The following is a 19,114-nucleotide window of genomic DNA, read 5'->3' as shown; positions in this document are numbered from 1 at the left end:
GACGCCAATCTCATCCCACGAGACGCCGGACCGCTACATAGGAGGCCCCGATCTGCAGGCCGCCCATGAACGCCATCCTCCGTGCGCCGACCGAGCAAGACGCTGCGCCTCCAGTCACGACCGGCCGTGCCCTGGCGCAGCGCCTGCAAGGCAAATACGCCGAACGCATCACTGGCAGTTTCGTCGTGCCGGGCAAGGACGGCCGCTACCGGCCGCTGCCCGCCGAATTGCCCGAAGCCCTGACCCGGGCCCTGCGCGCACGCGGCATCGGTCAGCTCTACAGCCACCAGGCCGAGGCCTGGGACGCGACGCAGGCCCGCGAACATATCGTGGTGGCCACGCCCACCGCCTCGGGCAAATCCCTGTGTTTCACCTTGCCCGTGGTCGCGGCGGCGATGACGGCCGGCAGCAAGGCCCTGTACCTGTTTCCGACCAAGGCCCTGGCCCAGGACCAGGTCGCGGAACTGCTCGATCTCAATCGCGCCGGCGATCTGGGCCTGCGTGCAGCGACCTTCGACGGCGACACGCCCGGCGATGCCCGCCAGGCGATCCGTCTCAACGGCGACATCGTCGTCAGCAATCCGGACATGCTGCACCAGGCGATCCTGCCCCATCACACCAAATGGGCGCAGTTCTTCGAGAACCTGCGCTATGTGGTCATCGACGAGATCCACAGTTACCGTGGCGTATTCGGCTCCCATCTGGCGAACGTGATCCGGCGCCTCAAGCGAATCTGCGCGTTCTACGGCGTGCGCCCGCAGTTCATCCTGTGCTCGGCGACGATCGGCAATCCGCTCGAGCATGCGCGTGCCCTGATCGAAGACGAGGTCCGCGCGATCACCGACAGCGGCGCGCCCAGCGGCGACAAGCACGTGCTGCTGTGGAATCCGCCGGTGGTCAATCCCGACTTGGGTCTGCGTGCATCGGCACGCTCGCAGGCCACGCGTATCGCGCGCCACGCGATCAAGGCGGGCCTGAAAACCCTGGTGTTCTGCCAGAGCCGGACGATGGTCGAAGTCGTGACCAAATACCTGAAGGAAACCTTCGATCACGACCCACGCAAGCCCGCGCGTATTCGTTCCTATCGTGGCGGCTACCTGCCGAGCGAGCGTCGCGAGGCCGAGCGGGCGATGCGCGCCGGCAGCATCGACGGCATCGTCAGTACATCGGCGCTGGAACTGGGCGTCGATATCGGCAGCCTCGACGTCGTCGTGCTCAACGGCTATCCCGATTCCATCGCGGCGACCTGGCAGCGCTTCGGCCGCGCGGGCCGTCGCCAGAAACCGTCGCTCGGTGTATTGATCGCCAGCAGCCAGCCGCTGGATCAATACGTGATCCGTCACCCGGAATATTTCGCGAACGCCTCGCCCGAGCATGCGCGCATCGCGCCCGACCAGTTGCTCATCCTCATGGACCACATCCGTTGCGCCGCCTTCGAATTGCCGTTCGCCGACGGCGACCGCTTCGGGCCGATCGATCCGGCGCCCTGGCTGCAGGTGCTCGCCGAAACCGACGTGCTGCATCACGAGGGCGGTCGCTGGGAATGGATCGCCGACAGCTATCCAGCACAGGCGGTGAACCTGCGTTCGGTCGCTGACGGCAATTTCGTCGTCGTCGATCGCACCGACGGGCGCCAGAAGATCATCGCCGAAGTCGACTATTCCGCCGCCGCACTGACCTTGTACGAAGGCGCGATCCACATGATCCAGTCCGAACCCTTCCAGGTCGAACGCCTGGACTGGGAAGGGCGCAAGGCCTACGTGACGCGCACGCGTGTCGACTACTACACGGACGCGATCGATTACAGCAAGCTCAAGATCCTCGACCAGGCCGAAACCGCCAGCGCGGGGCAGGGCAGTGCTCATCACGGCGAAGTGCATGTCGTGCGGCGCGTGTCGGGCTACAAGAAAATCCGTTTTCATACGCACGAGAACATCGGCTACGGGCCGGTCACGCTGCCCGACCAGGAACTGCACACGACGTCCTTGTGGTGGCAGTTGCCGCAGGCGGTGCTGGAAGGCGCATTCGCGACGCGACATGAAGCACTCGATGGCTTTCTCGGCGCGTCGCATGTCCTGCATCTGGTCGCGCAGGTCGCGGTGATGGCCGAAGGACGTGATTTGCAGAAAGCCGTCGGCAGTGGCGATGGTGCCTGGTTCGCCAGCGCGGACACCCACGGGCGCGGACAACTGCGCGGCGCGAACGGCGAATCGGAAGATCCCTCGCAGTTGCGCAGCTTTACGCCGACGCTCTATCTCTACGACAACTATCCGGGTGGCATCGGCCTGAGTGCGCCCCTGTTTGAGCGCCGCGACGAACTACTCGCGCGCGCGCAGGCCCTGGTGACCGAATGCGACTGCGGCGCCGGATGCCCGGCCTGCGTCGGGCCGATCCTCGCCGCGGAAGAACTGGCGGCGGACACGCCGAAGTCGCTTGCCGTGCGTGTGCTCGCTTTGTTGGCGGCCGCATGAGTGCGCTCGCCGGCAAGCTCGCGGACCTGCGCCGACAGGCGGGCGTGGGCGTGTCACCGATGCCATCAACGACGCTGCTGGGGGCGCGTTCGCCGGTGCCGGAACAACTGCGCAAATTGCTCGGCGTCCGCGCGAGAGCGGAGATCGCGCCCGCGCCGCTGCTGTCGCGAGAACTTGATCGCGTCCTGATCGGCGACGAGATCGCGCCGGGACTGCGCTACGTCGAGCAGTGGTCGCCCTGGCCGTCCGCACCCGAACAAATCGACTTGCAGGGCCTCGGTGGGGATGTGATTGCTCGCCACGATCTGCTCGCCTTCGATACCGAAACCACCGGCCTCGCCGGCGGCACCGGCACGCGCGCCTTCATGATCGGTGCGGCCGACTGGCGCGATGGCGGCCTGCGCACGCGACAGCTGTACCTGAGTTCGATGGCGGCCGAGTCGGCGATGTTGCGCGAGTTCGCCGCGTGGCTGCATCCGCGCTCGGTGCTGGTTTCCTACAACGGGAAATCCTACGACCGACCCTTGCTGAGCACGCGCTACCGCTTGGCACGCCTGCCCGATCCGGTGTTGGGCCGCGCGCACGTCGACCTGCTGCACCCGGTGCGTCGACGCTATCGCGGGCAGTGGGCCAATTGCCGGCTCGCGACGGTCGAAAGGCAATTGCTCGGCGTCGTGCGCGAGGACGACCTGCCCGGATCGGAAGCACCGCGCGCCTGGCTCGACTACCTCCGCGGTGGGTCGGCGCGCGATCTGCGTCGCGTCGCCGCACATAATCATCAGGACCTGGGCAGTCTTGCCGCGCTGTTGCTGAAGTTGAGCGCGTCCTAAGCGGACAAGATGGGCTGATCGGCAGAAAATCGGGCAGCACCGTAAGTGGCTGTAAATATTCGATTTTCTGGCCTTGCTGAGGCAGTGCCTGCAACGTCTGCAGGGCCCCGTCGCCGTCGGCAAGCACACGGCATGGCTTGCCATAAATCGCCTCCGCAACTATCATTCCCCGCTCACCCGCACCGCCGGGTGCCGACGCGACAAATTCTGGCTAGGTAGCTCAGTTGGTAGAGCAGGGGATTGAAAATCCCCGTGTCGGGGGTTCGATTCCCTCCCTGGCCACCACTATTTCAATGACTTACGAAAGCCGCACGCGTTGCGGCTTTTGTTTGCGCGTGTAAAACGCATCGTTCAACTACGCCGCTGCACCAGAACGTAGGCGACCAGTCCGATCACCAGCAACACGGCCGCCACTACATCCGCCGCCACCACCTTTGCGACGTTCGGGTTGTAGTTGCCGGTACTCCACGCGAGGAACAGGAAGGAGAGCACGCTCGCGAAGCCGAGCGCGAATGCACTGGGTTGCAGCGCGGGCAGAAAGGCAGCGGCGACGAGGAAAGCGCCGAGCAGGCCGAGCAGCACCGCGCGATGGCGCATGAGGATGGCGAGATTTGGTTCTTCGAAGCCGATGCCATAGAGCGCGCTCAGTCGCTCCGGTCCGATCATGCCGGAGACCGGCAGGAGGTGGATGAGTCCGGCGAGGATCAGCGTGACCGAGATGAGATAGCGCATGGACCTGTCCTTCGTGAGAGTGAGAGGGCGCGGTTATTTGAAACGCAGGGCGGCCAGCGGAAGTTTTTTCAGCGTGCGGCCGCTGGGGCCGACATAGACCACGTCGGCGCTGTTGCCGTCGACATAGGCATAGGACATGGGCTCGGGCCGCTCGAAGAAGGACGTGTCGACGCGATGCCAGCGTCGCGTCGCGTCCAGGCGATACGTATGCACATAGGTGCCATTGCGGCCGGAGAAAGGCGTGTTCCAGACCACGATCACCTGCAGACCGACGAGATCGGTCGCGATGCTTTGCGGATGGCCGAAACCCTTGTTGGCCTCGACCCAAGTCCGCAGGTCGGTCAGTGACGCGAAGTCTGCGGGGGCCTGCGCACCGGGCAAGGTATCGGGTGCGGCGACGGCTTGGCTCGCTAACAGCAAGCAGGCGATCAGCGCGAGACGTTTCGAAGCGATCAGCGCGTTGGCGGCGCGTCGGATTGCATGATCGGGTTCCAGGGCCATGGGGTGTTTCCTCCGGCAATGGTTATGACGCGCGGGGTTACAGAGTCGCGGCCAGGTCCGCTCCTACATGCTCAGGGGCTCGGCGGGACGTAGCCGGCGGGGGCTTCCGCGCCGTCGCCGAACAGGAATTTTTCCATTTCGGTTTCGAGATAGGCGCGATGTTTGGGATCGAGCGGGGACAGGCGGTTTTCGTTGATCAACATCGTCTGGTGCGCCAGCCATTCGGCCCAGGCCGCCTTGCCGATGTTTTCGAACACGCGCTTGCCCATGGCGCCGGGCCAGGGAATGAAGGCGAGGCCTTCGGTGTCGATCTGATGCTTCTGGCAGAACACGGTGCGGGACATGGGCTTCTCGATGCGCGGGAATTCAGGGCAGGGTCGCGAGCAGTTTTTTGACCGGCGCCGGCAGACCAACCTCGTCCAGGGTCGCCAGCGCCTGCCAACGGTACTGGTCATTGTCGCTGATCTGCACGGTCGCGGCGGCGCCGTGCCACAGCAGTGGCGCGATGTGCAGTCGATAGTGGCTGAAGGTGTGCTCGATCAGCGCCATCGGCGTGTTCGCGTCAAAATCCGCGCGGGCATGGGCCTCGACAAACAGACGCGCCTCGTCGTGATCGGCGACTTCCGGCAGCGACCACATGCCCGACCACACGCCGCTCGGCGGTCGGCGCGCGAGCAGCACGCGGCCGTGGGCATCGCGCAGCACCAGCATTACGGTGCGCCGTTCCGGCAGCGGTTTGCCCGGCTTGGATTCCGGCAGTTGTTCGACGCGGCCTTCGCGCAGCGCCACGCAATCGGCCTGCAGGGGGCAGAACATGCAGGAGGGGTCGCTGCGCGTGCACAGGGTCGCACCGAAATCCATGATCGCCTGCGAGTAGTCGGCCAGCCGTGTCTGCGGCAGATGTTCTTCCGCAAGCTCCCACAGTTTTTTCTCGACCGCCGACGAACCCGGCCAGCCATCGACGCCATGGAAGCGGCACAGACTGCGCTTCACGTTGCCATCGAGAATCGCGTAACGCAGGCCGTGCGCCTGCGCCAGGATCGCGCCGGCCGTACTGCGACCGATGCCAGGCAGGGCCGACAGCGCCTCGAAATCCGCGGGTAGCTCGCCATCGTGCAACTCCACGCAGACACGCGCGGCCTTGTGCAGGTTGCGCGCGCGGGCGTAGTAGCCCAGTCCCGCCCAGAGCGCGAGCACGCGATCGAGATCGGCGGCGGCAAGATCACGCAAGGTCGGCAGTTCGCGCACGAAGCGCTCGAAATACGGAATGACCGTCTGCACCTGCGTCTGCTGCAGCATGATTTCCGACAACCACACGTTGTACGGCGAACGCGGATGCTGCCAGGGCAGGTCGTGCCGGCCACTGGTGTCGAACCAGCGCAGCAGTCGTTCGGCGAAGGAATCGGTTTCGGCCACGATCAGGGCTGCGCGGCAGGCGGCGCGCTGTCGCGGATTTCGATCTCGACGCCCTCGAGCTCGATGCCGTCGAATTCCAGCGTGGGCGTACTGATCGTCGCATTGAGCGGCGGCAGCAGCGCGCCATCGGGCTTGGCGACCCATTGCTGCATTTCTTCGATGCGCAGGCTCGCATGCATCTTCGTTTCGCCCTGGACGATATCGAGCGAAAGCGGGTCGCCGAGACCGGTATCGCCCAGGTACGACAGCCGAAGCGGCAGATTTTTCGTGTCGTTTGCGATCGGCTGGGGCAGGGCAGGCCAGTCTTCCGGCCAGTCGCGCAGCAGGCCGTCGAAGTTGAACTTCATCTTCTCGCCGAGAGCGAAATCGGCCTTGCCTTGCAGATTCGGCAGCGGCGAGGCGCCTTCGAAATCGAGCTTCGTCGCGGTCACCGAAAACGCCGTGTCATCGGAAAGATAGTGACCGGCCAGGTGCAGCTTGAACGGCAAAGGCTTGGGCTGCTGTTCCAGCGATCCGCTGCCGCTGAGCGTGAAATCCGAAGCCAGGCCCGGCGTCGCCGCAGTCAGGAAGAGTTTCAGGTCCACCGCCGTCGTACCCGCGACCAGATGTCCGGCGACGGAGGCTTCCGCCGCCTCACCGGTTTGCAGATGCGGCAGATCGAGTTCGAGTTTCGTCAGCGTGAACGCGTCGTGCCGGATCGTGCCGTCGCGCACGTGCAGGCCCTTGGTCAGCGTCGGCAATTCGAACGGCGTTTTCGGTCGTGTCGCCTGCCAGCGCAGCAGGCCGGGCAGATCGAGCACGGGTTTGTCGAGTTCGATGCGGGTGATCACCGGCGCGCCGCCGGTCAGCGTGTCCCAGGGCAGGGAGACTTCGATACGTTTCGCCGTCAGCAGCACCTTGCCGTCGACCGGATCGCGCACCACGAAATTCGGAATCAGCAGGCGCGGCTCGGGTTTGAGTGCGTAGTCCGGGTCGCCGGAATAGCTCAGTTCGAGCTTGAGCGATTCACCCGCCTTGCGCAGCACCAGTTCGGTGAGCCGGTGCGGTTCCAGCTGGCGGTCGACCCACCACGCACCGATCGCCAGCACCAGGCCGAAGACCGCAAGAATTTTCAGCCAGCGGCGGCCGCGCGTGCCGAGCGCCATCAGGCGGTCCGGGCTTCCGGCAGCAGGGAGTCGGGCAGCAAGGCATCGACGAAGGCCTCGCGGTCGAAGATGCGCAGGTCCTCGGGTTTCTCGCCCAGGCCGATGTAGCGGATCGGAATCGCGAACTCGCGCGCGAGCGCGAACACCACGCCGCCCTTGGCCGTGCCGTCGAGCTTGGTGACCACCAGGCCGGTGACCGTGACGGCCTGATGGAACGCGCGCAACTGGTTGAGCGCGTTCTGGCCCGTGGTGCCATCGATGACCATGAGCACTTCATGCGGCGCGCTTTCGTCGACCTTGGCGATGACGCGGCGGATCTTGCCGAGTTCGGCCATCAGTCCGGCCTGCGTGTGCAGGCGTCCGGCGGTGTCGGCGATGAGGATGTCGAAGCCGCGCGAGGTCGCCGCCTGCACGGCATCGAACGCGACCGACGCGGCATCGGCGTTCTGTCCCTGCGCGATGACCACGACGTTGTTGCGTTCGCCCCAGATCTTCAGCTGTTCGACGGCCGCGGCACGGAAGGTGTCGCCCGCGGCGAGCATCAGGCTGTGTCCGTCTTCCTGGAAGCGACGAGCGAGCTTGCCGATCGTCGTGGTCTTGCCCACGCCGTTGACGCCGACCGTGAGGATGGTGAACGGCTTGTGCGTGCCGTCGATGACCAGCGGCTTGGCGACCGGCGCGAGCATCGCCAGTAGCTCGATACGCAGGGCGATGAGCAGGGCGCGCGCATCGGCGAATTCGCGCGCGTTCATGCGCTTGCGCAGTTTGCCCAGCAGGTCGGTCGTCGCGGGCACGCCGACATCGGCGCTGATCAGCGCGGTCTCGATGTCGTCGAGCAGGTCTTCGTCGAGCTTGGGATGGCGCGAGAACAGTCCGCCGAGGCTGCGCGCGAGCAGGCTCGTCGCCAAAGTTTCCTTCATCGCCTCGCGGGCCTGGGCCTTTTCGGCTTCGGCGCGCGCGGCTTTCTCTTCCTGGCTCGCGGTGAAAGCGCGGGCCAGGTCCTCGGGGCTGAAGCCAGACCGGGCCGGCGCCTCGGGTTTGGCGGCAGCCGGATCGGGGGCGGCGGTCTTTTTCTTGAGGAATTCGAACATCGTCGGGGGGATGAAGGACAATGCGCCGATGTTATCACCCGCCCCCGAGGCTTCCCGATGAACAAGCGCCCTCCCGGCCAGGTGCGCATCATTGCCGGCACGCTGCGCGGCTCGAAACTGCCCGTGCCCGACCGCCCGGGCCTGCGCCCGACCGGCGATCGCGTGCGCGAAACCCTGTTCAACTGGCTGCAACAGCGCATCGCCGGCCGCCGGGTGCTCGACCTGTTCGCCGGCACCGGCGCGCTGGGCTTCGAAGCGGCCTCGCGCGGCGCGGGCGAGGTGGTGATGGTCGAGCGCGATCCCGTACTCGCCGACGCGTTGCGTGCGAGTGCGAAACGACTCCATTGCGAGGACCTGCGCATCGAAACGGCCGACGCCCTGGCCTGGCTGGCGACGCCGGCGAGCGCGCGTTTCGACCTGGTCTTCCTCGATCCGCCCTTCGATGCCGGGCTGTGGGACACCGCCGCCCGGGCGCTGACGCCGTGGCTGGCCGAATCGGCCCAGGTCTACGTCGAGCGACCGCCGGCGGCCGATGTCCAGTTGCCGAGCCATTGGCAGCTGCTGCGCGAGGGCCGGACCCGGGACGTCCACTATGCGCTGTACGCCACGGAAAACCGCCAAGCCGCTGCTACACTAGGTTCCTGAACTCCAGGGGCAGGATTTTCCCGGCATGACAGCGTCGCGCTACAGGATCGCCGTATATCCCGGCACCTTCGACCCGATCACCAATGGCCACGTCGACCTGGCCAGCCGTGCGTCCACGCTGTTCGAGAAAATCATCATCGGCGTCGCCGAGAGCCCGGGCAAAAGTCCGGCTCTGCCGCTCGAAGACCGCTGCCACCTCGCCCGCATCGCCTTGGCCGATCTGCCGAATGTCGAAGTGCGCGGTTTCCACGGCCTGCTCGCCGATTTCGTGCACGAGGTCGGTGCCGGCGTGGTCATGCGTGGGCTGCGCGCTGTGTCGGACTTCGAATACGAATTCCAGCTCGCGAGCATGAATCGCCATCTGATCCCCGACGTCGAGACCCTGTTCCTGACGCCGGCCGAGCAGCACAGTTTTATTTCCTCGACCCTGGTGCGCGAAATCGCTCGCCTGGGCGGGGATGTTTCGGGGTTCGTGCATCCGGCGGTCGCCGCAGCGCTGGCGGCTCGCTGGAAGCATTCTTGAAGGTCCACAGAAGAGGTAGCGCCATGTCACGCTCATTGATTGCCCTGTTCCTGCTTTCGCTCACCCTGCTCGTGTCGGCTTGCTCGGGCGAGCAGTCCGACGAAACCAAGAAAGAAGCCAAAGCGCCGGTCGTGCTGACCGCGCCGTCGGGCACCGACGACAATGCCTGGAAGACGTATCTGGGCCAGGTCGCGGGCCAGAACCAGGAAGGTGTCACCGATCGCACCATCGGTTATTACCTGCCGGCCAACAGCACCACGCCCGATCCGGCCGATCCGGACAACAAGAGCCAGTACGACCGCCAGTTTGATCTTGTGCAGACGGCGATCGCTCGCACGGTCACGCCCGGCAACATGCTCGCGTTCGGTTCGCCCGACAGCACCAAGATGGCCGATCTGATCGTCGCTGCGTTCACCGGTGCCGAACCCGATGCGGTCAAGGGATCGAAAGTCCTGTTCATCGGCAAGCCGATCGACAGCGGTCGCGTCCAGACCGTTGTGGAAGCGGCCGGTGGCAAGTACGTCTTCGTCGAAGCCAAATAAGGCCCGTCGAATCCGTCATTCCGGCAAGCTCCCGCCGTTCGTGCTGCCTGAGGGCAGGCGGACGGCGTGCGCTTCCGGCATGACCTGAGTTCTGGTTGCCCCAAGCCGATGGCACTGCGCATCAACGAGCTCTGCGTCAATTGCGACGTCTGCGAGCCGGCCTGTCCCAATCAGGCCATCACGCAGGGCGAGACCATCTACGTGATTCATCCGTCGCGCTGCACCGAATGCGTCGGGCATTTCGACGAACCGCAATGCGTCGTGGTCTGTCCGGTCGAATGCATCGACAAGGATCCGGCGCACCCGGAAACCGAATCGCAGTTGCTGGCGAAACTTCTCAAGCTCAAGCAGGAGACGGCATGAAGCGTGCGCGCAATCCCTGGATCGCCCTGGCGCTGTGCTTGTGGCTGCTGCCGCTGGCCGCGAAGGAAACCCCCGCCGCGCAGAAACCGCCGGGCGCCGCCATCGCGTCCGGTCATCGTCTGGCGACGGCCGCGGGACACGAAATTCTTGCCAAGGGCGGCAACGCCTTCGATGCGGCGATCGCGGTGTCCGCGACCTTGTCGGTGGTCGAGCCGGTGAGCTCGGGCCTGGGCGGCGGCGGTTTCTTCCTGCTGCACGACGCCCGCACCGGCCGCGACGTGATGGTCGATGCGCGCGAAACCGCGCCGGCTTCGGCGACGCCGGCGAAATACCTGGCCGCGAACGGCGATCTGGACGAGGACAAGGCCCAGAACGGTCCGATGTCGGCCGGTATCCCTGGTCTGCCCGCGGGCCTGGTGCATCTGGCGCAGAAATACGGCCGGCTGCCGCTGTCGGTCTCGCTGGCGCCGGCGATCCGCCTGGCGCGCAATGGGTTCGAGGTCTATCCGCGCCTGGTCGACGCCTACGGCGAACGGCGCGAAGTCATGGAACGATTCGACGGCACGCGCGCGGTGTATCTCGCCGATGGCGATGCGCCGGAAGCGGGAGAGATTCTCCTGCAGCCCGACCTCGCGCGCACGCTCGAACGCCTCGCGGCGCGCGGCTTCGACGGCTTTTATGGTGGCGAGACGGCGCAGCGCATCGTTGCCGACGTCAACAAGTACGGCGGTGACTGGACCACGAGCGATTTGGCCGGCTATCGGGTCAAGGAGCGCATGCCGATCCGCTTCAAGTATCGCGACTGGGACGTGGTCACGGCGCCGCCGCCCTCGTCGGGCGGCGTGGCGCTCGCGGAAATCCTGCAGATGCTCGAAGGCTGGGATCTGGCCAAGCTCGACGAGCCGCACCGCATCCATATCCTCACCGAGGCGATGCGCCGCGCGTACCGCGACCGCACGATCTACCTGGGCGATCCGGATTTCGTGAAGATGCCGATCGCACAACTCACCAGCGACGACTATGCCGCCGGCCTGCGCGCGGCGATCCTGCCCGAGCGCGCGACGCCGAGCGCGATGCTGCCCGGTCAGCCGACGCCGCTGGAAGGCGATCACACGACGCATTTTTCGATCATCGATCGCGACGGCAACTACGTCGCTGCCACGCAGACGGTCAATCTGCTGTACGGCTCGGGCATGGTCGCGCAGGGCACCGGCGTGCTGCTCAACGACGAGATGGACGATTTCGCGCTCAAGCCCGGTACGCCGAATGCGTTCGGCGTGATGGGTTTCGACGCGAACTCGGTCAAACCGGGCAAGCGCATGCTCAGCTCGATGACGCCGACCTTCATGACCGGCAAGGATCGCGTGGCCGTGCTGGGCACGCCTGGCGGCAGCCGCATCATCACCATGGTGCTGCTGGGCATGCTCGGTATCGAGCAGGGCCTGGACCCGCAGCAGGCGGCCGCCTTGCCGCGTTTCCATCACCAGTATCTGCCCGACACGATCTATGCCGAACCCAATGCCTTGTCTCCCGCGACCGTGGCCGCATTGAAGTCGATGGGGCATGACGTCACCCAGGCGACCCGGACCTGGGGCAACATGCAGATCGTGGATTGGGACCGTCGCACGAATACGCTGCGCGGTGGCACCGATCCACGCAATCCGGTTGGCGCCGCGGAAGTCGTGCGCTCGCACTGACCGCAAGCAACGAGCCGAACCCGAACCGAGAAAGTCGACAGGAACCGCACGATGTCCGCAGAAGGCGAAAAGAAGTCCCCGTTGTCGCACGTGCCTGGCATTCTCGCCGGCTCCGCGGCCTTGATCGCGGCGCTGACGACGGTGTACGTGAACGTACGCAACGGCAATCGCGAGGAAGCGCCGGCGGTGCCTGTGCGCGTCGCCACCGCCACGGCCAAACCGCCGGTGGAAGTGGCGAAATCGCCCGTGCAGGTCGTGCTGCACCTCGATCGCGTGCGCACGCAGAACGACGGCTCGATGGGCAGCACGGACTGGACGTTCGAGGTCAATGCCGCCGGTGATCCGCTGTTCTCGGTGCCGTTCAAGTCGCTGACCGATCGCGAGGGTGACAATCTCGCCGTGCCGGCCGACGCCGCGCATGCCGCCGGCAAGTTCGAATTGCCGGCCACTGCGCCGGTCGTCGTGGCGATCCGTGGTTGGAAACGCGGCTGGCTGCCGGGCGAAGACGTGCCCGATGTCATTGGCCAGGGCCGCCTGGTGCAGGGCGTGTCGACGCTGTCGATCGAGGTCAAGTCCGACAAGCCCGACGGCGCGGATTTCGTCCTGTACTTCTCCGTAACGCCGGCCGAAGGCGGCCAGAGGTAGAATCGCGGCATGAAACTCTGGTCACTGCTGGGCAATTCCCAGAAACTCGATGGCGGCGCGATGTTCGGCAACGTGCCCAAGGCCATGTGGGAAAAATGGATCCAGCCCGATGCCGAGAACCGCATTCCGCTGGCCTGCCGCGCCCTGCTCGCCGACGGACTGGCCGGCAAGCGCGTGCTGTTCGAAACCGGCATCGGCGCGTTCTTCGATCCGAAAATGCGCGAGCGCTTCGGTGTCGTCGAAGCCGAGCACGTCCTGCTCGACAGTCTGGCGAAGGCCGGTTTCCGGCACGAGGACATCGACGTCGTCGTGCTCTCGCATCTGCATTTCGACCATGCCGGCGGCCTGCTGTCGGCCTGGCGCGAGGGCGAAGCGCCGGGGCTGCTGTTCCCGAACGCGACCTATGTGGTCAGCGAAGCCTGCTGGGATCGCGCACAGCATCCGCACCCGCGTGATCGCGCCAGTTTCATCCCCGAACTCGCGCCCCTGCTCAAGGCCAGCGGCCGCCTCGAGATCGTCGATGGCGATCATTGCCATGCGCTCGGCAAATCCGTGCGCTTCCATTACAGCGACGGCCACACGCCGGGGCTGATGCTCGCCGAGATCGTCGGCGCGGGCGGGCAGGGCGGCGTAGTTTTCTGCGCGGACCTGATTCCCGGGCGGCCCTGGGTGCACCTGCCGGTGACCATGGGTTACGACCGTTACCCGGAAATGATCATCGACGAGAAGCGCCGTTTTCTCGAAGACAAACTCGCCCGTGGCGTGCGCCTGTTCTTCACCCACGACGTCGCCTGCGCGATGTCGGACGTGCAGCGCGACGACAAGGGCCGCTACTCGACCACCCACGACCTGTCTGAACTCAACGCGCTGCCGCTGGCGGCCTAGGAAAACGACGATGAAGAATCTTCCCCGCGACATGATCGGCGTCGCCGCGATGGCGGCGAGCCTGGTACTGGCCTTCAGCACGAAAGCCGCCGATTTCGGCGCTCCGCTGCCGAAGGGCGAAGCCGTGTCGATCGACATCGCGGCAGCGAATGCGCAGGCCTATGCCGACAAGCCGCAGCTGTTCGCCGGCCGCATCACCGAGGTCTGCCAGAAGGAAGGCTGCTGGCTGATGATCGAGGAAAACGGCATGGCCGCGCGCGTCATGGTCAAGGATCACGCGTTCGCCGTGCCCAAGGATGCCAGCGGTCGCGCGGTGGTCTACGGCGTGCTCAGCGAGAAGGCGATGACGCCCGAGGCGGCCAAGCACATGGCCGAGGACGCGGGCCATGAAGGGCATGCGGCGCACGACGTGCTGCCGAAGGAATACCGCATTCTCGCGACCGCTGTTTCGATCACCGCGCCAGACCGGGACAAGTAAGCGCCATGATCACGATGCTCTATGGCGGCCTGTGCGTGCTGCTGGTGATTTTCCTCGCGGTGCGCGTCGCGGCCTGGCGTCTGCGGCACAAGATCGGCCTGGGCGACGGTGGCGACAGGGAACTGCTCAAGCGGATGCGCGCGCACGCCAATGCGATCGAGAACATGCCGCTGGCACTGCTGCTGCTCGGTGGCATGGAGCTCAACGGCTTCTCGACGAACCTGATCCACGGCTTCGGCGCGACCTTGCTGGTGTCGCGCGTCGCGCACGCCTGGGGCGTGAGCCATAGCAGCGGCTCATCCAAGGGCCGGATGGTGGGTATCGTGTTCACCTGGCTGCTAATGGCGGCGATGGCCGTGGTGGTCATCGTCGGCTACTTCCAGCAGTTCTCAGTCGCCTAGGATCACTTCGTCGGCGCCGAGCAGGCGTTCGAGCTCGACGAGCAGGTCGCGCAAGGGCACGACCAGTTCGGGCGAATACAGGCGCGGCCGGTCGATGTTCTCGATGCGGCCGAAAAAACTCTGCCGGATCTGGTCCTCGCTGCGCGCATGGCGCACGAGGTCGGACAGCAGGTGCGCGAACTCGCTCGGCGTGGGCGCCGCCTGCAAGGCCACGCAGACGGTGGCGATCGCCGCAAACAGTCCCTGGGCTTCGACACCGAGGCCAAACTCGCCGGGCCGGTAGTCGAGAAACGCGCGCTGGGCATCGGTCCAGACGCGATAGCTGCACTTGGCCAGCGAGTGGTACAGCGGCTGCTCGGAGATCACCGCCAGCAGGAGATTCTTGCCATGGGCGTGCACGGTGCCGGCGGCATTGCTCCATTCGCGCTTCATGACGAAATGGTAGAGACGGGCCTGGTCGGCGAAGTGCGCGGCCTGCAATTGGTCCAGAATCAACAGGGTCTGCGCGGCTTCGGAATAGGCGCAGGCCTCGGTCATCACGCGTTCGAATCCCGACAGCGGCGGCTCGACCGGCCCGGTGCTGCCATCGTCCAATTGCACGGGGAAGGGCGCGGGCGGGGCCTCTTCGCCGCTGAAGTCGTGATACAGGACATGCGGATAGTCGAGGGCGCGTCCGAGGGCCTGGGCGAACGCGGTCTTGCGCCGGCCGGCCAGGCCGTCGACGTGCAGCACGCGCAGATGATCCGGCTCCTGCCCGAACAGCGAACGCAGGGCATGATCGTAATCATCGTTGGATTCGAAGCCGTGCTCGGCGAGTTTTCGGCGCAGGGACATGGGACACCAGCGGATCGACCGACGCCAGTGTAGCGAATCGCCGCGGAATCTTGCTTTCACACCCGCGCCCAAAGGCACAAAAGAAAAGGCCGGGCGAACCCGGCTTTTGGATCGGACCAGCGAAGCGGGGGATCAGCCGCGCGACCACACGATGTCGATGCCTTCGTTGCTGCCCAGGGCCGCACGCAGCAGCGTGACCGTGTTCACCGCGTAGGGCGTGTCTTCCTGGATCTTGTCGAGCGTCGCCGCATCGACGTAGTAGTCCTGGTCCGTGCTGCTCTCTTCTTCCAGCGCGTCGATGAGGATCTTCAGATCCGACTCGGTGATGCTGCCGATGAGCTTGCCGCTGTCCTTCTCGCGTAGCGTGATCATGCGTTTCCCCTGCGCAACGATGGTGTGATCAGGCTGCCGCGGCCTGCGTCTTGCGCGGACCCTGCAGCAGGCCGATGCGCACATGCGAGATCATCAGGTCGACTTCCTCGCTGGTGATGCCGAAATGCGGCGTGAAGCGCAGCGAGTTGACGCCGCCATGGATGACGCCCAGGCCGCGTTCGCGCAGGAATTCTTCCGTCGAGCCGGCGCCGTAGCACTTGAAGCTCGGGTCGAGTTCGCAGGAGAACAGCAGGCCGGTGCCCTGGACCTTGGTGATCAGGCCGCCGAGTTCGTCCTTGAGCTTGTTGAGCTTGTCGAGGAATTCCGTGCCCTTGTTGCGGATGTTCGCGCGCAGTTCCGGCGTCAGCGAGTCGAGCACGACCGCAGCGATGTCCATCGCGCGCGGGTTCGTGGTCATCGTGTTGCCGTAGACGCCCTTGCGGTACAGGCCGGCAGTGCGCTCGGTGACCGCGAGCACCGACAGCGGGTACTGGCCGCCGTTGAGCGCCTTCGAATAGGTTTCCATGTCCGGCGCTTCCAGGCCTTCGAATCCCGGGTAGTCGATGACCGACAGCACGCCGTGTGCGCGCAGGCCGGCCTGGATCGAGTCGATCAGCAGCAGGGTGCCGTGCGCCTTGGTCAGCTCGCGTGCGGCGGCGTAGAACGCCGGCGGCAACGCGCGGCCCGGGTCGCCTTCGCCCATCACCGGTTCGAGGAACATCGCCTCGATGAACCAGCCGTTGCTTTCCGCGTCGGCAAACGCCTTCTTGAGCTGCTCGATCGAGTACGGCTCGATCGTGATCAGCGAATCTTCGTTGCGGAAGCTCGCCAGATGCGTTTCGTAAGCCTTGCGGCTGGAGTCGGAGAAGATCGCCGGACGTTCGGTGCGGCCGTGGAAGGCGCCCTTCATCGCGAGGCGCTTGATCGTGCGGCCGGCGTACTTGCCGCCCGCGTCGGTCATGAGCTTGCTGTTGACGTCGGCGATGCGGCCGGCCAGCGAAACCGATTCCGAACCCGAGTTCAGGCACAGGAATTTCGTGTACGGACAGCCGCCGCGCGTCTGGCCGATTTCCTTGCGCAGCGCGCGCACGATGCGCAGCTGCGACAGGCTCGGCGACATCACGTTCGCCATGACCTGCGGCTTGGCCATCGCTTCGAGCACCTTGGCCGGCGTATGGCCGAAGCCGAGCATGCCGTAGCCGCCGGAGTCGTGGACCACCGCGCCCTTGAGCGTGACCAGCCACGGGCCGCGCGCGGCGATCGCGACATACGGGTTGACCGCGTCTTCGGAGTAGAAATTGACGAAGCCCGACTGCACGGCATCGATCTGCGCCTGCTCGTCGGCATCCATGAGCTCGGCGAACTCGGCCTTGATCGCCTCGTACTGCGCGACGGCGGCCTGCACGGCGGCACCCAGTTCCGGGAATTTTTCCGCCAGACGCAGCAGCGTCGCGTCGTCCAGACCGGTGGTGCGGACCTTGCCCGCGTGGCTGCGCAGGGGCTTGAGGGTATCGATGAGGTTCATGCTGTGCTCCAGGACCCGGGGCGCGCGCTGCGGAGGCGGCGGTTTGTCCCGTCTAAGTTAATAAAAACAAATACTTAGGTCGATATTACCACCCCGAAAGGGCTGGCGTAACCCCCGGGCGTTTGAATTTTTCCCGCCGCTGGTCAGCGCCCGTGCGCCAGGTCGCCGGGCCCCGCCGGCGCGCGCATGACAGCTGTCAGGTGCAGCCGCTGACAGCGGCCACTGAACACAGCCGGGGGCGTCGGGCGAAAGTAGGGCCACACCAGGAGGCGCACCATGACACCGCGACAAGATTTCTCCCCCGGCAAGACCCCTTCTCCCGAACGCGGGGCGTTGCTCGCCTGTCTGCGCGGCGCGCAAAAGCGCTATGGCGCCGTGCAGGCGCTGGCGGGCGTCGATCTGGATGTGCGCGCAGGCGAGGTGCTCGCGGTGCTGGGCGCCAATGGCGCCGGCAAGACCACGGCGCTGGGTCTGTTGACCGGGCGGCTGACCGCCGACGGCGGCGAGGTCGAGTTGCTCGGCGGCGATCCAACCGACCCGGCGATCCGCCGTGGCATCGGCGTGATGCTGCAGGAAGGCAACCTGCCCGACACGCTGCGCGTGGCCGAGCACGTGCGTCTGTATTCGAGCTACTACCCGGACCCGCGTCCGCTCGCGGAATCGCTGGCCCTGGCCGGATTGACCGAGATCGCCCAGCGCCCGTATTCGGCGCTGTCGGGCGGGCAGCAGCGGCGCGTGCAGTTCGCGCTGGCGATCTGCGGTCGCGCGCCACTGTTGTTCGTCGACGAGCCCACGGTCGGTCTGGATGTGGAATCGCGGCGCAATTTCTGGGCGGTGCTGCGACAGCTGCGCGACGAAGGCACCGGTATCGTGCTGACCACGCATTACCTGGAAGAAGCCGACGCCCTGGCCGATCGCGTCGCCCTGATGGCCGCCGGCCAGGTGCTCGCGGAAGACACGCCGACCGGCATCAAATCGCGCGCGGCCGGCAAACGCCTGCGCGCCCGCACCCATCTCGCGTCCGAGCTGATCGCTTCCTGGCCGGACGTGCGTTCGGCGGTCGCGACCGATAGCGGCGTCGAAGTCGTCAGCAATCACGCCGAGTCGGTGCTGCGCCGCTGGTTCGCCGCCGATGAAACCCTGGCCGATCTCGAAGTGCGTCCGCTCAGCCTGGAAGAGGCTTTCCTGTCCCTGACCGCCGCCCAGGCCAGCTCCGTGGAGGAAACCGCATGAATACCGCCGCCCGTACCCGTTCCTATCCCACCGCACGACCGTCGATGCTGCGCATCTATTTCGGCGAGGCATTCTGCGAACTGCTGCGCCTGATCCGCACGCCGAGTTTCGCCGTGCCTTCGCTGGCCTTCCCGCTGGTGTTCTACGTGATGTTCGCGCTGCTGATTCCGGGCCGTTGGCCGGGCCTGGAAAAGGCTACGTACCTGTTCGCGACTTACGGCGTATTCGGCGTGATCGGCCCGGCCCTGTTCGGTTTCGGCGTCGGTCTGGCGATCGAGCGCCAGCAGGGCTGGCTGGAGCTCAAGCGTGTTTCGCCGATGCCGACCGGCGCGTACTTCTTCGCGAAGATCGCCACGAGTCTGATGTTCGCGCTCACCATCCTGATCTTGCTGTCGATCGCGGCGATCGGATTCGGCGGCGTGCGCCTCGGTGTCGGCCAATGGCTCGCCCTGGTTGGAACCTTGCTGCTCGGTACCTTGCCGTTCTGCGCGCTGGGTCTGTGGATCGGCACGCTGGTGCGCGGACAGGCAGCCGTGGCCGTGGTCAATCTGATCTATCTGCCGATGTCGGTGCTCTCGGGTCTGTGGATTCCGCTGATGGTGTTCCCGCCGATCCTGCAGAAGATGGCGGTGCTGTGGCCGGCCTGGCATCTGAGCCGCATGGCGCTGGGCATCGTCGGACAGGATCCGAATGTGCGCTTCGGCATGCATGCCGCCGTGTTGCTGACGATGACCGTTCTCTTCCTTTCCCTGGCCGCGATGCGGCTGCGCTCGAAGTGAGGCCGC

General features: G+C 65.9%; 22 protein-coding genes and 1 tRNA gene. 14 read left to right on the top strand and 9 right to left on the bottom strand.

From position 1 onward, the window contains the following. Positions 1-65 precede the first annotated feature (65 nt). The 3 genes from G467_RS15880 (at position 66) to G467_RS0107470 (ending at position 3,586) form a co-directional block, all read left to right on the top strand. On the top strand, positions 66-2,471 hold the full coding sequence (locus tag G467_RS15880) for a DEAD/DEAH box helicase (RefSeq protein WP_022969116.1): 2,406 nt from the start codon (positions 66-68) through the stop codon (positions 2,469-2,471). Then, positions 2,468-3,301, top strand: a complete 834-nt coding sequence (locus G467_RS0107475; RefSeq protein WP_022969115.1) for a ribonuclease H-like domain-containing protein — start codon at positions 2,468-2,470, stop codon at positions 3,299-3,301. Before G467_RS15880 ends, G467_RS0107475 begins: the two co-directional genes overlap by 4 nt. A 209-nt stretch (positions 3,302-3,510) precedes the next feature. After that, positions 3,511-3,586, top strand: a tRNA-Phe gene (locus G467_RS0107470). Between the two features lie 66 nt (positions 3,587-3,652). Here the strand turns inward: G467_RS0107470 and G467_RS0107465 are convergent. The 6 genes from G467_RS0107465 to ftsY all read right to left on the bottom strand — a co-directional run bounded on the left by G467_RS0107465 (position 3,653) and on the right by ftsY (position 8,207). Then, positions 3,653-4,033, bottom strand: coding sequence for a hypothetical protein (locus tag G467_RS0107465; RefSeq protein ID WP_022969114.1), 381 nt, complete (start codon positions 4,031-4,033; stop codon positions 3,653-3,655). 33 nt (positions 4,034-4,066) lie between these two features. After that, complete coding sequence (locus G467_RS0107460; RefSeq protein ID WP_022969113.1) at positions 4,067-4,534, bottom strand: hypothetical protein; 468 nt, start codon at positions 4,532-4,534, stop codon at positions 4,067-4,069. Between the two features lie 71 nt (positions 4,535-4,605). Further along, entirely contained in the window at positions 4,606-4,878 is a 273-nt protein-coding gene (locus tag G467_RS0107455) for an oxidative damage protection protein (RefSeq protein ID WP_022969112.1), read from the bottom strand. A gap of 22 nt (positions 4,879-4,900) precedes the next feature. Further along, positions 4,901-5,950 carry an A/G-specific adenine glycosylase gene (gene mutY / locus G467_RS0107450; protein WP_022969111.1) on the bottom strand — a complete coding sequence of 350 codons (1,050 nt, stop codon included), beginning with the start codon at positions 5,948-5,950 and terminating at the stop codon, positions 4,901-4,903. Between the two features lie 2 nt (positions 5,951-5,952). After that, positions 5,953-7,095 carry an AsmA family protein gene (locus tag G467_RS18310; RefSeq protein WP_022969110.1) on the bottom strand — a complete coding sequence of 381 codons (1,143 nt, stop codon included), beginning with the start codon at positions 7,093-7,095 and terminating at the stop codon, positions 5,953-5,955. After that, entirely contained in the window at positions 7,095-8,207 is a 1,113-nt protein-coding gene (ftsY, locus tag G467_RS15875; RefSeq protein ID WP_425386824.1) for a signal recognition particle-docking protein FtsY, read from the bottom strand. The genes G467_RS18310 and ftsY overlap by 1 nt, the downstream gene beginning before the upstream one ends. A gap of 36 nt (positions 8,208-8,243) precedes the next feature. Between ftsY and rsmD the strand changes: the two genes are divergently transcribed. From rsmD to G467_RS0107395, 9 genes are all read left to right on the top strand, one after another. Then, on the top strand, positions 8,244-8,831 hold the full coding sequence (gene rsmD / locus G467_RS0107435; RefSeq protein WP_026802466.1) for a 16S rRNA (guanine(966)-N(2))-methyltransferase RsmD: 588 nt from the start codon (positions 8,244-8,246) through the stop codon (positions 8,829-8,831). A 25-nt stretch (positions 8,832-8,856) separates the two neighbouring features. After that, positions 8,857-9,354 carry a pantetheine-phosphate adenylyltransferase gene (gene coaD, locus G467_RS0107430; RefSeq protein WP_022969107.1) on the top strand — a complete coding sequence of 166 codons (498 nt, stop codon included), beginning with the start codon at positions 8,857-8,859 and terminating at the stop codon, positions 9,352-9,354. A gap of 23 nt (positions 9,355-9,377) precedes the next feature. Then, positions 9,378-9,896: a hypothetical protein gene (locus G467_RS0107425; RefSeq protein ID WP_022969106.1), complete on the top strand. Its 519-nt coding sequence runs from the start codon at positions 9,378-9,380 to the stop codon at positions 9,894-9,896. Between the two features lie 108 nt (positions 9,897-10,004). Further along, positions 10,005-10,259, top strand: a complete 255-nt coding sequence (locus tag G467_RS0107420; protein WP_022969105.1) for a YfhL family 4Fe-4S dicluster ferredoxin — start codon at positions 10,005-10,007, stop codon at positions 10,257-10,259. Beyond that, positions 10,256-11,956, top strand: coding sequence for a gamma-glutamyltransferase (ggt, locus tag G467_RS0107415; RefSeq protein ID WP_022969104.1), 1,701 nt, complete (start codon positions 10,256-10,258; stop codon positions 11,954-11,956). The genes G467_RS0107420 and ggt overlap by 4 nt, the downstream gene beginning before the upstream one ends. A gap of 51 nt (positions 11,957-12,007) precedes the next feature. Further along, positions 12,008-12,601: a hypothetical protein gene (locus G467_RS0107410; RefSeq protein ID WP_022969103.1), complete on the top strand. Its 594-nt coding sequence runs from the start codon at positions 12,008-12,010 to the stop codon at positions 12,599-12,601. 9 nt (positions 12,602-12,610) lie between these two features. Then, positions 12,611-13,486 (top strand): MBL fold metallo-hydrolase, encoded by an 876-nt coding sequence (locus G467_RS0107405; RefSeq protein ID WP_022969102.1) that lies wholly within the window; start codon positions 12,611-12,613, stop codon positions 13,484-13,486. A 10-nt stretch (positions 13,487-13,496) separates the two neighbouring features. After that, a complete protein-coding gene (locus G467_RS17420) occupies positions 13,497-13,964 on the top strand; it encodes a DUF4920 domain-containing protein (RefSeq protein WP_022969101.1) in 468 nt (155 codons plus the stop codon). Between the two features lie 5 nt (positions 13,965-13,969). Beyond that, positions 13,970-14,365: an MAPEG family protein gene (locus G467_RS0107395; RefSeq protein ID WP_022969100.1), complete on the top strand. Its 396-nt coding sequence runs from the start codon at positions 13,970-13,972 to the stop codon at positions 14,363-14,365. Here the strand turns inward: G467_RS0107395 and G467_RS0107390 are convergent. The 3 genes from G467_RS0107390 to G467_RS0107380 form a co-directional block, all read right to left on the bottom strand. Continuing rightward, positions 14,354-15,199, bottom strand: coding sequence for a hypothetical protein (locus tag G467_RS0107390; protein WP_022969099.1), 846 nt, complete (start codon positions 15,197-15,199; stop codon positions 14,354-14,356). The genes G467_RS0107395 and G467_RS0107390 overlap by 12 nt on opposite strands. Positions 15,200-15,331: 132 nt before the next feature. Next, positions 15,332-15,571 (bottom strand): hypothetical protein, encoded by a 240-nt coding sequence (locus G467_RS0107385; RefSeq protein ID WP_022969098.1) that lies wholly within the window; start codon positions 15,569-15,571, stop codon positions 15,332-15,334. Positions 15,572-15,599: 28 nt separating this feature from the next. Beyond that, positions 15,600-17,096: an aminotransferase class III-fold pyridoxal phosphate-dependent enzyme gene (locus G467_RS0107380; RefSeq protein WP_022969097.1), complete on the bottom strand. Its 1,497-nt coding sequence runs from the start codon at positions 17,094-17,096 to the stop codon at positions 15,600-15,602. 276 nt (positions 17,097-17,372) lie between these two features. Here G467_RS0107380 and G467_RS0107375 point away from each other — a divergent pair, with 276 nt between their 5' ends. Next, positions 17,373-18,329, top strand: a complete 957-nt coding sequence (locus G467_RS0107375) for an ABC transporter ATP-binding protein (RefSeq protein ID WP_051130413.1) — start codon at positions 17,373-17,375, stop codon at positions 18,327-18,329. Next, positions 18,326-19,108: an ABC transporter permease gene (locus G467_RS0107370; protein ID WP_022969095.1), complete on the top strand. Its 783-nt coding sequence runs from the start codon at positions 18,326-18,328 to the stop codon at positions 19,106-19,108. The genes G467_RS0107375 and G467_RS0107370 overlap by 4 nt, the downstream gene beginning before the upstream one ends. Positions 19,109-19,114: the final 6 nt, after the last annotated feature.

This window comes from Arenimonas oryziterrae DSM 21050 = YC6267 (assembly GCF_000420545.1).
GTDB lineage: Bacteria > Pseudomonadota > Gammaproteobacteria > Xanthomonadales > Xanthomonadaceae > Arenimonas > Arenimonas oryziterrae.
The sequence above is the reverse complement of the archived record's forward strand: the minus strand, read 5'-3'. Positions and strand labels throughout refer to the sequence as shown.

Bases quoted from the DNA above. Each gene is read 5' to 3' on its own strand.
- G467_RS0107460 (WP_022969113.1), bottom strand. From the start codon at position 4,534: ATGGCCCTGGAACCCGATCATGCAATCCGACGCGCCGCCAACGCGCTG.
- G467_RS0107425 (WP_022969106.1), top strand. From the start codon at position 9,378: ATGTCACGCTCATTGATTGCCCTGTTCCTGCTTTCGCTCACCCTGCTC.
- G467_RS0107405 (WP_022969102.1), top strand. From the start codon at position 12,611: ATGAAACTCTGGTCACTGCTGGGCAATTCCCAGAAACTCGATGGCGGC.
- G467_RS0107380 (WP_022969097.1), bottom strand. From the start codon at position 17,096: ATGAACCTCATCGATACCCTCAAGCCCCTGCGCAGCCACGCGGGCAAG.
- G467_RS0107475 (WP_022969115.1), top strand. From the start codon at position 2,468: ATGAGTGCGCTCGCCGGCAAGCTCGCGGACCTGCGCCGACAGGCGGGC.
- G467_RS0107385 (WP_022969098.1), bottom strand. From the start codon at position 15,571: ATGATCACGCTACGCGAGAAGGACAGCGGCAAGCTCATCGGCAGCATC.
- G467_RS0107370 (WP_022969095.1), top strand. From the start codon at position 18,326: ATGAATACCGCCGCCCGTACCCGTTCCTATCCCACCGCACGACCGTCG.
- G467_RS0107410 (WP_022969103.1), top strand. From the start codon at position 12,008: ATGTCCGCAGAAGGCGAAAAGAAGTCCCCGTTGTCGCACGTGCCTGGC.
- G467_RS0107465 (WP_022969114.1), bottom strand. From the start codon at position 4,033: ATGCGCTATCTCATCTCGGTCACGCTGATCCTCGCCGGACTCATCCAC.
- G467_RS18310 (WP_022969110.1), bottom strand. From the start codon at position 7,095: ATGGCGCTCGGCACGCGCGGCCGCCGCTGGCTGAAAATTCTTGCGGTC.
- G467_RS17420 (WP_022969101.1), top strand. From the start codon at position 13,497: ATGAAGAATCTTCCCCGCGACATGATCGGCGTCGCCGCGATGGCGGCG.
- ggt (WP_022969104.1), top strand. From the start codon at position 10,256: ATGAAGCGTGCGCGCAATCCCTGGATCGCCCTGGCGCTGTGCTTGTGG.
- G467_RS0107375 (WP_051130413.1), top strand. From the start codon at position 17,373: ATGACACCGCGACAAGATTTCTCCCCCGGCAAGACCCCTTCTCCCGAA.
- G467_RS0107390 (WP_022969099.1), bottom strand. From the start codon at position 15,199: ATGTCCCTGCGCCGAAAACTCGCCGAGCACGGCTTCGAATCCAACGAT.
- coaD (WP_022969107.1), top strand. From the start codon at position 8,857: ATGACAGCGTCGCGCTACAGGATCGCCGTATATCCCGGCACCTTCGAC.
- G467_RS0107420 (WP_022969105.1), top strand. From the start codon at position 10,005: ATGGCACTGCGCATCAACGAGCTCTGCGTCAATTGCGACGTCTGCGAG.
- G467_RS0107455 (WP_022969112.1), bottom strand. From the start codon at position 4,878: ATGTCCCGCACCGTGTTCTGCCAGAAGCATCAGATCGACACCGAAGGC.
- G467_RS0107395 (WP_022969100.1), top strand. From the start codon at position 13,970: ATGATCACGATGCTCTATGGCGGCCTGTGCGTGCTGCTGGTGATTTTC.
- rsmD (WP_026802466.1), top strand. From the start codon at position 8,244: ATGAACAAGCGCCCTCCCGGCCAGGTGCGCATCATTGCCGGCACGCTG.
- G467_RS15880 (WP_022969116.1), top strand. From the start codon at position 66: ATGAACGCCATCCTCCGTGCGCCGACCGAGCAAGACGCTGCGCCTCCA.